The organism is Thiothrix lacustris DSM 21227 (genome assembly GCF_000621325.1).
GTDB lineage: Bacteria > Pseudomonadota > Gammaproteobacteria > Thiotrichales > Thiotrichaceae > Thiothrix > Thiothrix lacustris.
Genome location: NZ_JHYQ01000048.1, coordinates 1 through 10,728 on the forward strand (window position 1 = coordinate 1; position 10,728 = coordinate 10,728).

The 10,728-nt window shown below is 51.0% G+C and carries 16 protein-coding genes and 1 other RNA gene; 4 read left to right on the forward strand and 13 right to left on the reverse strand.

Annotated features, from left to right (window positions below; genetic code table 11):
- The 5 genes from Q394_RS0116490 to Q394_RS0116510 form a co-directional block, all read right to left on the reverse strand.
- Positions 1-236, reverse strand: a 236-nt coding sequence (locus Q394_RS0116490; RefSeq protein WP_028489914.1) for a transposase, incomplete at its 3' end; no start/stop codon positions are given.
- Positions 237-242: 6 nt separating this feature from the next.
- A complete protein-coding gene (locus Q394_RS0116495) occupies positions 243-779 on the reverse strand; it encodes a hypothetical protein (protein WP_028490219.1) in 537 nt (178 codons plus the stop codon).
- Entirely contained in the window at positions 776-1,687 is a 912-nt protein-coding gene (locus Q394_RS0116500; protein ID WP_028490220.1) for a hypothetical protein, read from the reverse strand. Before Q394_RS0116500 ends, Q394_RS0116495 begins: the two co-directional genes overlap by 4 nt.
- Positions 1,684-2,127 (reverse strand): hypothetical protein, encoded by a 444-nt coding sequence (locus tag Q394_RS0116505; RefSeq protein WP_028490221.1) that lies wholly within the window; start codon positions 2,125-2,127, stop codon positions 1,684-1,686. Before Q394_RS0116505 ends, Q394_RS0116500 begins: the two co-directional genes overlap by 4 nt.
- A gap of 97 nt (positions 2,128-2,224) precedes the next feature.
- The gene (locus Q394_RS0116510) at positions 2,225-2,404 is read right to left on the reverse strand and encodes an Arc family DNA-binding protein (RefSeq protein WP_028490222.1); all 180 of its coding nucleotides are present in this window, start codon (positions 2,402-2,404) and stop codon (positions 2,225-2,227) included.
- 109 nt (positions 2,405-2,513) lie between these two features.
- On the opposite strand from Q394_RS0116510, the gene Q394_RS21730 reads away from it, so the two are divergent.
- Complete coding sequence (locus Q394_RS21730) at positions 2,514-2,723, forward strand: Arc family DNA-binding protein (RefSeq protein WP_051543521.1); 210 nt, start codon at positions 2,514-2,516, stop codon at positions 2,721-2,723.
- A 348-nt stretch (positions 2,724-3,071) separates the two neighbouring features.
- Here Q394_RS21730 and Q394_RS0116525 read toward each other — a convergent pair whose 3' ends face one another.
- From Q394_RS0116525 to ssrA, 6 genes are all read right to left on the reverse strand, one after another.
- A complete protein-coding gene (locus Q394_RS0116525; protein ID WP_028490223.1) occupies positions 3,072-3,644 on the reverse strand; it encodes a hypothetical protein in 573 nt (190 codons plus the stop codon).
- A gap of 195 nt (positions 3,645-3,839) precedes the next feature.
- Positions 3,840-4,244: a hypothetical protein gene (locus tag Q394_RS0116530; protein ID WP_028490224.1), complete on the reverse strand. Its 405-nt coding sequence runs from the start codon at positions 4,242-4,244 to the stop codon at positions 3,840-3,842.
- Positions 4,225-4,482, reverse strand: coding sequence for a hypothetical protein (locus Q394_RS0116535; protein WP_028490225.1), 258 nt, complete (start codon positions 4,480-4,482; stop codon positions 4,225-4,227). The genes Q394_RS0116530 and Q394_RS0116535 overlap by 20 nt, the downstream gene beginning before the upstream one ends.
- Positions 4,463-4,651, reverse strand: a complete 189-nt coding sequence (locus Q394_RS0116540; protein WP_038141886.1) for a helix-turn-helix transcriptional regulator — start codon at positions 4,649-4,651, stop codon at positions 4,463-4,465. Before Q394_RS0116540 ends, Q394_RS0116535 begins: the two co-directional genes overlap by 20 nt.
- A 417-nt stretch (positions 4,652-5,068) precedes the next feature.
- Entirely contained in the window at positions 5,069-6,271 is a 1,203-nt protein-coding gene (locus tag Q394_RS0116545; protein ID WP_028490227.1) for a tyrosine-type recombinase/integrase, read from the reverse strand.
- A 161-nt stretch (positions 6,272-6,432) separates the two neighbouring features.
- Positions 6,433-6,797, reverse strand: a transfer-messenger RNA (tmRNA) gene (ssrA, locus tag Q394_RS22090).
- Between the two features lie 176 nt (positions 6,798-6,973).
- On the opposite strand from ssrA, the gene Q394_RS22530 reads away from it, so the two are divergent.
- Positions 6,974-7,498: a hypothetical protein gene (locus tag Q394_RS22530; protein ID WP_051543522.1), complete on the forward strand. Its 525-nt coding sequence runs from the start codon at positions 6,974-6,976 to the stop codon at positions 7,496-7,498.
- A 63-nt stretch (positions 7,499-7,561) separates the two neighbouring features.
- Here Q394_RS22530 and Q394_RS0116555 read toward each other — a convergent pair whose 3' ends face one another.
- Positions 7,562-8,260, reverse strand: coding sequence for a c-type cytochrome (locus Q394_RS0116555; RefSeq protein ID WP_051543523.1), 699 nt, complete (start codon positions 8,258-8,260; stop codon positions 7,562-7,564).
- Positions 8,261-8,449: 189 nt separating this feature from the next.
- On the opposite strand from Q394_RS0116555, the gene Q394_RS0116560 reads away from it, so the two are divergent.
- The gene (locus Q394_RS0116560) at positions 8,450-8,890 is read left to right on the forward strand and encodes a hypothetical protein (protein WP_028490229.1); all 441 of its coding nucleotides are present in this window, start codon (positions 8,450-8,452) and stop codon (positions 8,888-8,890) included.
- Positions 8,883-9,386 carry a hypothetical protein gene (locus Q394_RS0116565; RefSeq protein ID WP_028490230.1) on the forward strand — a complete coding sequence of 168 codons (504 nt, stop codon included), beginning with the start codon at positions 8,883-8,885 and terminating at the stop codon, positions 9,384-9,386. The genes Q394_RS0116560 and Q394_RS0116565 overlap by 8 nt, the downstream gene beginning before the upstream one ends.
- Positions 9,387-9,397: 11 nt before the next feature.
- Here Q394_RS0116565 and mnmC1 read toward each other — a convergent pair whose 3' ends face one another.
- A complete protein-coding gene (mnmC1, locus tag Q394_RS20905; protein ID WP_051543524.1) occupies positions 9,398-10,597 on the reverse strand; it encodes an FAD-dependent 5-carboxymethylaminomethyl-2-thiouridine(34) oxidoreductase MnmC1 in 1,200 nt (399 codons plus the stop codon).
- Between the last annotated feature and the right edge of the window lie 131 nt (positions 10,598-10,728).

Below are 10,728 nucleotides of genomic sequence, written 5' to 3' on the forward strand. Positions count from 1 at the left end.
CGGCTACTGATAATGCCACGGCTGTAAGCTAACAGGATGATTTTGAGTAACACCGCTGGGTCAAAAGCGGCTGCGCCCTGCACATCATTCTTATAACGCTGGTGGAAGTCTTCAAGGTCAAGTTCCTTATCCACCAAATGACGTAGCGCGTATTCAAATGTACCCGGCAGGATTTGCCGGTCAAAGTCCACAGCCAACAGTTTTACGCCTTGATGAATCGGTTTGTAGCGTGCCATGCCTGCCTACTCATTCTGGTGCTTGTGATGCTTGATTATCCCACAAAATGGCGGTTCGGAGGGTTTTTCTACAGCCTCAATAGAGCAATTGAGCCGCCCTTGGTCGGTGCGTGTCCACTTCAGGTTAGCGTCACATTCTGCGGCTTCTGCGGCTGTCAGTTGGCGAATTGCGCGGTATTGGCTGTGGGTGTCATTAGCCACGCTGTCTGCTGCTGAGGTTGCGCCTTGCTTTGCTGCATTGATCGTGGCATTTACCATCCGGCCTGCTTGGTCGGTGTCAACGGTCAAGCCTGCATAGGTCATTGCACCGCCGACCAATGCCGCCGCTAACCATGCCGCCACTGCTGAGCCTTCCTTGAGAACGAAAAATCCCGTGGTTGCGGTTGCTGCACCAAAGGCGAAATCAGCAACTTCCTTGCCGGGAAAATTCAAGATCGGATTGCCACCGACCATGACCGACAAAGCAGACGCGCCGCCACCGACCAATAAACCAAGCCCCACAAGGTTGGGCATACTGCTGTTAGTTGCACGGATAAAGCTCATTTTACAATCCTCAGTTTGTTGCTGTAGCGGTAGCGGGTAGCGCCGCCCTCACCTGTTTTCGTCAAAATGCCCTGTTCGGTTGCCTTGGCAAATGCGGTACGCGCCTGCTTTGGTGTGCAGCGAGTAAGGGCAACTAATGCGTTTACTGTCACGTTACCCTCTGCATCAAGGGCAACTGCACGGGCTTCGAGTGCTTCCAATGGGTTGCCCACGGGTTGCCCTTCGGTTTCGGTCACGTCTATAAGTGGCTGATTCTCTTGGGTTGCCCTTGGGTTGCCCTGTGGTTGCCCTTGAAAATTGGCAACTGTTAGGGGTTGCCCTTGGTTGCCCTTGCGACGTGAGAACATGCCAGCGAGTAGCAGCAATGCAGGTGTGACGATTTCAAACACACTCGATGCAATCCATTGCTGAATGCTGCCAGTTGTTGCGGTTGCCTCTTGGGTAGCTGTGGCAGTGCGAACCGTTGGGGTTGAAAGTTTGTCGACTTGCGCTTGTAACGCGGCATATTCCGCCGGGTACTTACTTTTCTGTGTCGCCCGCAATTCAGCCGCCACGGTTGCCAGTGTCGCCATGCGGGTTGATTCCTGATTCATGTATAGCGTGTCGGCTTGTTCCGCCGTGCTGGTTGCTTGTGTTGCGTTTTTCAGTTGACCGCTGCTATGAATGCCCACGGTCATAACGCCCGCGAATAGCGCCGCTGTAACACCGGATACAATGCGGTGATCGGTATTCTCTGAAGTAGCGACGATGTGCCAGCCTGCATAAATTGCCGCTGCGCTGCTGGCAACCATAACGCCACCGGGTAACATGCCGAACAGATTAGCCGCTGCTGGGTGCGCTGCTGCTGCGCTGGTTGCAGACGTGATTGCTGCAATGGTGCGTAGGGTTAGGGGTGCGTATTTGCTCATTGCTGCACCTCCATTTCTTCAACGTCTGCTTTGACCAATTCCCAAAGAACCAGCATGTTTTCAACTTCGGCATTCATGCCAGCGACTGCCGCCGCTTTGGTTGCCGGTCGGGTGAAGAATTGCGACAAGATGACCGAATGCGCCTTCATGCGGGTTGTGACGCTGAAAAGCTCTTGCAGACGTTCTTTCGGGGTGAGGGTGGCATAGGCGCTTGTGTTGCCTTTCGCTGCCATCAATCCGCGCTGTGTGGCGATTTGATGCAGAAACATCAGTTCTTCGCTGATGTCAGGGCGATAAATCAGAATGCCGCTTAACAAGCCGGAAACATAGCCCCATGACTCAGGGGTGTTTTCCGCGTCGGCTTCAATCCATTGCTGAACCGCTGCAAGTGGGAGGGGAATGTTGCCCATTTTGGGCGGTTTTGAGGTATGATTTTGCATACTGGTTACTCTTGAAATGGTTGTCAGTAATTGGCTGTTTGGTGTTGTCGCACCTGCCAGCCCTTAAGCGCCTCCACATTGTTGGGGGCGTTTTCGTTTAGGCTTTCGCCTGTTCTTTTGCGGCTTTATTTGCCGTGCCTTCTTTCAACTCCTTCAATATCTGGTTGATTTCACTGTTAAGGCTTCGCCCGTTATGGGTTGCCCGTTCTTCAATCCATGTTTTTACATCTGGATTCATGCGCAAGCCGAAAGGCTTGATTGATCTGGTAGCAGTCATGCTTTTTCCTTGTAGCTTTACCGTGAAGTCATAATAATTTCACGGTGTTTCTATCGTGTCAAGCTATTTATGGCTACACTGTGAAGTCATAATAATGTGGTGTAATTTTATGAGTAGAGACGTGAACCCTTTTGGCTTGCGAATGCCGCCGGAAGTTAAGGAAGAACTCGAAAAGCTGGCAGAACAGAATAGACGTTCTCTGAATGCTGAAATTATTGTGAGACTTGAGGAAAGCATCAGGCGTGAGAAAGACAAGTGCATCAGTGAGGACGGTTTGCGTCGTATCGTGAGTGAGGAACTGGACAAGCGCCGCCAGTAGCCAATGGGTGAGCCTTTGCAATCAAGACCATCCATTTTTGGATTGGATGCGCAAAACTGACAGCGTTCAAGTTCTCAATCTGAGAGGATTCAATGCCAGGAACTAGATAAGAAAACGCTAATATTCAGAGGTGTCGTTTGCAGAAACGCGCCCCGGTTTCGGGGTTCGTCACCACCATAATGCAAAGTTCAGCAAGGGCTTAGATGGTGATTTGCTGCAATCCGCCACCACGCCCCTTAGCTTTCAGGAACGTCCTCAAATTGAGGAAACGCGCCCATTTGATGAATTTTCAGGCTAGGGAGAATTCGCGGAAAGGTCATTTTCGGCAAAAACACGGGTAAGGGGTGTTTATCCGCCCTGATTTGCCGTCCTCTGTGCTTCCTCGATGCGCTTCCATTCCTTCATGATTTCTTCGTGGCTCATACAGCCCCGATGCGCCCAATTCACCGACCTCAAATGAAATGTGAGCGCCTCATTCCTCGCCACTGCCTGCTTGATGAAAATCTTTATCCATCGCTTCCAGTGCATTCCCTTTGGCTTGTCTTCCATGTTCAGGAAATCGAAGGGTCGCAGTTCGTCCGGTCGCTTGCGGCTGTAGCGTAAATAAAGCCCTGTCGCCTTGTTATATTCGCGCCTGTACCTGCCAGCCCGTGAGCTTTCATGAACCGCTTCATGGCAGTGCCGACAAGCCCACTCCTTGAACTGCCAAGGCAGCGCATACAGGATACTTACACGCCGTCCGCACTTCGGGCATTGCCACCAATAGCGCAAACCGCCGTAATTGCATCGTGTCGATGTTACGAACAGGTCTTCAAACGTTCCATCGGTTTCCCCATTCAAGGCGGTTTCAATCTTTTTGGAAAGCCCCTTGATTGATCGTTTTTCAAGGCTTTTTAGGGTAACTTTTCCCGTTTTCAACATCGTCGTTACTCACCCAAATCATTAGAAAATCACACGTCAAAAATCGGAAGGTTTTCCGGCAAATAATCGCAAATTTCCATTAACTTACAATGCTTTGACCATGAAATTGGAGTGGCAAACGGAGCGGTAGTTTTTGACGGTAGGTTTCGGCAAAACTACCGCCGATTTGACGATAGTTTTACCGCGCATTTGACGTTATAGGGTGCAAGTAATGCCGCCGAACTCGTTAACCACGCCCGCACTTCTTTTGCGCTCAAAAGCGGCTGTTTCCGCGTTGTGGCGTTTGAGAATCCATTGGTAAGCGGAAACCGCACGGTCAAAAGCCGCATCATCTTCATAAACGCCGCGTCCGTCGTTTCCAGTTTCATACCGATTCGGTGCGGCTGGCAGACGCGGATCAACACGCTCAGCCTGTAATGCCGCTGCTGCCTTGCGATGCCCGCTCAAATCCAAAATCGGAAGGTTTTCGTCTGTGAAACGGTGAGACTGAAAATATTGATCGAGTGCAACACGGGTGACTTGCTGCAAATCGCAATTGTTCGCCTTCTTCAGCAAAAGGCTGTATTCGGTTTCGGTCAAGTTAATGCTTAAAACTGGCATGATGTTCTCCAAGAAATTTGTAAATTTTGGGTTTTTCGGTGTGCGGAATGCTGTAGATTCCGCGTCTGTCAGTGTCGTAAGTGGTCAAAATCTCAAACCCGCGATGACGTAGATCAAGCACGGCTTGTGGTGAGTTTCGCCAGCCTAGAACCGCGTCGAGTTCGCTTGTTTTGTGCGGTCGCTGCACCAAAGCGGTTAGTACCTGAATGACGGCTTTTTTACGGCTTGCTTTCGGCATTGGTCACAGTCTCCAATTTATCAAGCCATGATTTCACGTCGTCTTCACGCCATGCGTAGCGCCCGACTGATAGCTTCATCGGCTTTGGGAATGTTCCAGCCTGATACATCCGGCGAATTGATGCAGGTGCTAAGCTGGTCATTTCCGAAACTTGCTTGATTTTTAACATGCGCGAATCCTTAAAAATGAGATGCGCCCATGATTCGCATTTCTGCCATGCAAAACATTAATAGATGGGTTTTGACTGTGAAGGGTTCGCCGTTGGGTGTTGAATGCCTGCTTTGTCAGGATTAGCCATGCTGGGGGTTTGTGTGAGACAAGACAAAAAGACAAAATAAGACAAAATGAAAAAACGGTTTTGTCTTGTAAAATCGCCCTGTTTTTTTTTAAGTAATTGAATTATAAGTATTTATATTTACCAACTACTACTGCAAGACAAAAAGACAGAATTTCTTATACATAGCACCCCACTAGAAAATAATATTTTTTTCATGGGTCGATTGCATGGCAGCGTAGCCCATAGATTGGCTAACTCACTGAATTACAGGCACAAAAAAGCCGGAACTTGTCCGGCCTTGACTTGCACTTATCCCGCCCGCCGTATCGGTATCACCTGCGCACCATCCCGCAGGCTATCCAGATAATCCGCCCATTGCTGCATCATGGCGGTACGTTGCTCTATGTGTTGGCTTCGATCGTATGCCCTGCGCACATCAGAACCGACACTGTGGGCAAGCTGCTTTTCTATCAAGTCGGTATGGAAGCCCATCTCATACAGTCGGGTACTGGCAAGCGCTCTAAATCCGTGTGCGGTCATGGTGTCGCTTTCGTAGCCTAGCCGTACCAGTGCCGACCTAACTGTATTAGCGCTCATTGGCTTGCTGGTATCCGTGCGTGACGGGAACACATAGCGCCGTTTACCTGTTAGTGGTCGCAGTTCATCAAGCAAGGCTAATGCCTGTTTGCACAATGGCACTACATGCACGCGCCCTGCCTTCATCTTTTCCGCTGGGATTGTCCAAACATCCCCTTCTATCTCTGCCCATTCCATTTGTCTGAGTTCGCCCGGTCGGGTGAACAGGTAGGCCGACAATTGCAAAGCTATGCACGTTTCCATTGCCCCACTGTATCCAGCCATAGATCGCAACAGTTCCCCTATTTCCTTTGGGTCTGTGATCGCTGCAAAGTGGTTGCCTTTCGCTGGTGGCAATGCGCCTTTCAGGTCTGCCGTTTGGTCACGTACCGCCCGCCCTGTTGCCACGGCATAGCGGAACACCTGCCCTATGATGGTTTTCACCCTGTGGGCAGTTTCCAGCGTTCCAGCCGCTTCGATACGCCGCAGCACGGCTAAAATATCCGGTGGTTCAATTTCCCCAATGATGCGCCCGCCAATGTAGGGGAAAACGTGACGCTCTAGCCGCCGTTTCTGCCTGTCGATATGTTCCGGCACTTGGTCTGCTGTGAACTTCACAATCCATTCCATAGCCACGGCCTGAAAGGTATTAGCCGATTCTGCCAACCTTGCGCCCTTAGTTGCTTGCTTGTGCTGTGACGGGTCAACACCACGCGCCAGCAATGCCCGTGCCTCTTCATGCAGTAACCGTGCATCCTTCAAGCTGATTTCTGGATAGCTGCCAATGGATAGCGTTTTCTGTTTGCCATCCATGCGGTAGTTGTAACGCCAGAACTTGCCAGTTTCTTTGACTAGCAGGTAAAGCCCGCCGCCGTCACTTATGCTGCTTGTGGGTTTGGCATTCTTTGCCGCCGTGTCTGTAAGTTTGCGCTTCATTGTTGGTATCCATTTTCTGAAAGTTGGGAATACCAACGACGATACCAACAAAATATTAGGATGTCATGGGACGCATGAAACGCCATGCAACAAAAAACCCCTTACAGATTGCCGCCTGTAAGGGGTTGTGAGTCTTCATGAAACGGCATGAAGTTGGTATTTGGTGGAGGCGGCGGGAATTGAACCCGCGTCCGCAAACCCTCCATCTGAAGGCTACTACATGTTTAGTCAGTCGTTTGTTTAACCCGATTGCCGCCAACTGACAGGCTGCTCACAGGCTGTCCCAATACTGTTTAGTGGTTTGGCCTTGGGCGAGCCTCCCGCACGATCTTATGATTGGATGATGCCTGAATATTCGTACTGCATAAGCACAGTAGCGATCAGGCAGCTATCTACCGGTTATTAAGCGGCGAGAGCGTAAGAGTCGTCGTTTGCGACTATTGTTTGTGACTAGTGTTTAAGTGGTCACCACATCCACTACATGCTCCCCAGACTTTGTGATCCACGTCGAAGCCAAGTCGCCCCCGGAATCCTGCAAAAGCTGCTGGACTGCTTATTATACGGTTCGACTTGCCTGCTGTCATGTAATTCCTTCAAATGAAAAACATTCACCCGATCAACGGTAAGGCTTGACTTACATCACAATCAGCGCAGGATAATAAGAATACTCTTTAATATGAAATCGTTAGGGAGGGATAAAGGATGAAATACACAAAAACATGGTTCGTTATTACGTTGATTGTCAGCAGTGGCAGCGCATTTGCCGAATTTTTTGAAGGCTTCGATAATGCCAGTAGTGTCGGGCAAACGTCGGGTACAGCTCAAGGGAACACAAATGTGGATGCTCAAAGCTATGGCACGAGTACTGGCGATGTAAATGGGCAAGGCAGCGGACAAGGTAATGCGGATGGTGAAGTCAACTTTGCGGTGACGTTCAAAGGCAAAGGCAGCACTGCTATGGCCTCTGATGTTTCAGGCAGCGGGCAAGGCAATACTAACGCCAACCTGTATGGTTACACCAATGCGTATGGCTACAGTAATGCCTATACCCAAAGCGTACCGTGGAACTATTACAGCTACCCCGGCTATAGCACGCCCTACTACGCCCCATCTTATGGGTATCCACCTATGATGAGCAGCTATAGTTATCCACCGGTAACAATGGCTCCAAGCTTTGACCAAGTTCAGCAACAAATGCGTCAGCCAACGCCCATACCAGCCCATTAAATGCGTCCAAAGAAAAAGCCCCGTAACGGGGCTTTTTCGTGTCTCATCAACAGATGACGAGCCTTATTTGGATTTAGCAACCATCCAATCAACGGCTGCCTGCACTTCAGCATCAGACAGCGCGGGGTTACCACCTTTGGCTGGCATGGCATTCTTGCCTTTCAAGGCAGAAGCGTACAGTGCATCCATACCGGTGGCGATACGTGCAGCCCATGCCGCCTTATCACCCAGCTTAGGTGCGCCTGCAATGCCCATGTCATGGCAACTGAAGCACAGACCTTTGTAGATCTTCTCGCCATCTGGTGCACTACCTGCCGCCTGAGTCGTTGCATCAACCGCCTTAGCGGCGGTGTCACCAACGGCTTGGGTCGTTGCATCCACTGCTTTGGTTGCTGCATCGCCAGTCGCTTTCGCGGCATCGCCAACGGCTTGAGTAGTCGCATCAGCGGCTTGAGTCGCTGCATCACCAGCAGCTTTAGCGGCATCGCCCATTGCTGTTGCGGCACTGTTCGCAGCATCCGTCATGGCAGTCATTGGATTGGTGGCTGAATCCGCAGGCGCAGCAGGCGTAGCAGCAGCGGCAGAAGCAGCTTGTTCAGCAGGTTTTTGCTCAGCAGCTGGAGCAGCAGCTTGTTCAGCAGGTTTTTGCTCAGCAGCTGGAGCAGCTTCAGCTTTAGGCGCTTCTTCTTTCTTCTCGCCACAGCCACTCAAAATACCCAGCGTCAAAAACAGAGCAGAAATACTGATGGTGATTTTATTCATGACTAACATCTCCTGAATTTTAGTATAAGGGACTATAAAAACTTGATTTTTTTGACAGTATATTATCGGAAAAGGATCGTAATCGACACGTATAACGATGTCAATTACACCCACCGAAAAACACTTGAGGCTTGAGTATAGCCCGGGCACGAATTATGCTGCTAACCTTTGCCTGCCAATTAAAATCATATGAGCGAAACACACCCTTTTTTAGAAGCCTTTCGCGGCAACTTTTCTGGCGTACTGCGGTGGCATCAACTTGATGCGTTATGGGCGCTAGTATTGTCTTCACCTAGCGACCGTTGGTATGTTTATGCCGTTGGCGAAGAACCACCAACGACCCCACAACCCAGCCATGCGTTGAGTAATATCGTTCGTGAACTAGACGAGCTGTTACACCGGGAACATGATGAAGATTATTGCGGCATTGTCTATGTCGATAATATGCACCAACCAACCTACATTAAAATCTTTGACCCCAACAACCTAGGCTCTACCTGCGGCTCTAGCGGAAACCCACCTTTACCGGGCTGGATCCTTTCGCACATACCACCGACCGATTTACCGATGGCCTTCCCTCAACCCAATAACCGCCGCCGCTGGTGGCAAAAGTTGTTCAACCATGCCTAAAAGAGATCCCATTACCGTCGTTGGCGTTGTATCAACCGTCCTGTTGGTTACGGGTGGTGCAATGTTATACCTAGCGCCGCCGCCACAAACCATTCAACCACACGCACAGTTAACCAACCAGAGTAGCCCTTTTAAAGAACCCTTGCCTGCACCCACGCCTATTCCTGTCCCTCCTCCACCGCCGCCTGCGCCTGCGCCTGCGCCAGAAAAAACAGCGTTGCGGACATCCACAACGCTTAGTGCTTTATCCCCACCGGAACTGACAGAGGATGATCTCGCCCAGCTCACCCCTTCCCAGCGTAGCCATTACGAAACGCTTCGTAAGTCACTGCAAAGTGTTTTAACAAAAGTACAAACACTGGAAGAAGAAAATACCAAAATGCAACAAGCACTTGATAAAGGCGATGAAAAAAACCAAGTCTTGGATGCTGAAATCAATAAACTACGCAGCCAACAAACGCCAGAGCCAGCCAAAGCCACGCCGCCACCTCCTTAATTCCAACTACGCTACCCACGCCTCATCTGACGGATTAGAAAACGGGCGGGGTGTAACTGCTTATATAACATGGTTGCCACGGGTAACGTATCCCCAGTGATCGTGGCGGCCAGTAAGTCTGCACACCAGCCACTCGTGGTTAAGCCGCGCGAACCAAACCCTGCCAGCATAAATACACCTTGCTGGTAGCGGGCTTGCGGGAAACATTGGCTCGCTCGGCCGTGCCGCAAATCCGCATACGCCTGGTGATAGAAATCCACATCGGGCAATGCTCCAACCACTGGGTAGCGGTCGGGTGTAGTCATGCGGATAGCAGCATGACTTCCTCCAACACCTTGCAGGGAACGGGCGAAGTCGGGTAAGTATTCGGCAAGTTGCTGAAAATTGGTGGCATCAGCGGCACTATCCAACACCGCATCGCGCACATTCCGCACAAAGGTTGCCCCGAAAACGTGTTGCCCAGCAATCGCAGGCGTCAAATAGCCTTCGTGCCCGATGGTGGTTTTCAGCAGTTCGCTCTCATGACTTGCCGCTACCTGACTGGTTTGCCCCATCACGGGTAAAAAGGGCAGGAAAGCTGTTTCCGCGAACTGGTCTGCCTCACGCCCACTGGCAATGATGGTGATACCGGTTGACGGTAGGTGGGTGGTATCAGTCAGAGTTCGCACCGTAATCTGTGGGTGTGCAACCAACGCGGCGCACAGGCTTGCTGGGTTAACCCACCCTGCTTGCGGGAAATAACTCGCACCGCTAGGCAGTGGAATGCCTGCGACTGCCGATGCGGCTTGCTGGTCAAGTAGCTGGATGAAATCTGGCGGTAAATCCCGTTCACGCAGGGCTTGCTGACGCGCGGCTTCACGCGGTTCATGTGCGAGTTGCAATGCGCCACATTGTGACCATTCGATCACTTGCCCGGTGGCTTCCAATTGGCGAATTTGTTCGATGGCGTACAAGAAAGCTTGCTGGTAAAACGTTTCACCCCAGCCTGCTTCTGCTGTCATTTTGGGGGTGAGCACACCGGCACGGTTGCCGGATGCTTCCGTCGCTAGGCGGGCGTGGCGTTCCAGCAGTGTGACTTGCCAACCGCGTTTTGCTAAGGCATGGGCAATTTGGCAACCGGCAACACCACCGCCAATAATGGTGGCATGGTCGATGGGGTAAGGTTCGGGCAGGGCGAACCACGGGGGGATAAGGTGGGGGGATTCTTGCATTGCGGCAGTATAATTCGGTTTGGCTTGCCTACCAAGTGGCTCATTTCCATAGGTACGGGGAACACGACCTTAACACTTTGCTACTGATTCCACCCCCGACTAATAAAGCTGGGAGAATATCATCAAGCGAC

Bases quoted from the DNA above. Each gene is read 5' to 3' on its own strand.
- Q394_RS0116495 (WP_028490219.1), bottom strand. From the start codon at position 779: ATGAGCTTTATCCGTGCAACTAACAGCAGTATGCCCAACCTTGTGGGG.
- Q394_RS0116500 (WP_028490220.1), bottom strand. From the start codon at position 1,687: ATGAGCAAATACGCACCCCTAACCCTACGCACCATTGCAGCAATCACG.
- Q394_RS0116505 (WP_028490221.1), bottom strand. From the start codon at position 2,127: ATGCAAAATCATACCTCAAAACCGCCCAAAATGGGCAACATTCCCCTC.
- Q394_RS0116510 (WP_028490222.1), bottom strand. From the start codon at position 2,404: ATGACTGCTACCAGATCAATCAAGCCTTTCGGCTTGCGCATGAATCCA.
- Q394_RS21730 (WP_051543521.1), top strand. From the start codon at position 2,514: ATGAGTAGAGACGTGAACCCTTTTGGCTTGCGAATGCCGCCGGAAGTT.
- Q394_RS0116525 (WP_028490223.1), bottom strand. From the start codon at position 3,644: ATGTTGAAAACGGGAAAAGTTACCCTAAAAAGCCTTGAAAAACGATCA.
- Q394_RS0116530 (WP_028490224.1), bottom strand. From the start codon at position 4,244: ATGCCAGTTTTAAGCATTAACTTGACCGAAACCGAATACAGCCTTTTG.
- Q394_RS0116535 (WP_028490225.1), bottom strand. From the start codon at position 4,482: ATGCCGAAAGCAAGCCGTAAAAAAGCCGTCATTCAGGTACTAACCGCT.
- Q394_RS0116540 (WP_038141886.1), bottom strand. From the start codon at position 4,651: ATGTTAAAAATCAAGCAAGTTTCGGAAATGACCAGCTTAGCACCTGCA.
- Q394_RS0116545 (WP_028490227.1), bottom strand. From the start codon at position 6,271: ATGAAGCGCAAACTTACAGACACGGCGGCAAAGAATGCCAAACCCACA.
- Q394_RS22530 (WP_051543522.1), top strand. From the start codon at position 6,974: ATGAAATACACAAAAACATGGTTCGTTATTACGTTGATTGTCAGCAGT.
- Q394_RS0116555 (WP_051543523.1), bottom strand. From the start codon at position 8,260: ATGAATAAAATCACCATCAGTATTTCTGCTCTGTTTTTGACGCTGGGT.
- Q394_RS0116560 (WP_028490229.1), top strand. From the start codon at position 8,450: ATGAGCGAAACACACCCTTTTTTAGAAGCCTTTCGCGGCAACTTTTCT.
- Q394_RS0116565 (WP_028490230.1), top strand. From the start codon at position 8,883: ATGCCTAAAAGAGATCCCATTACCGTCGTTGGCGTTGTATCAACCGTC.
- mnmC1 (WP_051543524.1), bottom strand. From the start codon at position 10,597: ATGCAAGAATCCCCCCACCTTATCCCCCCGTGGTTCGCCCTGCCCGAA.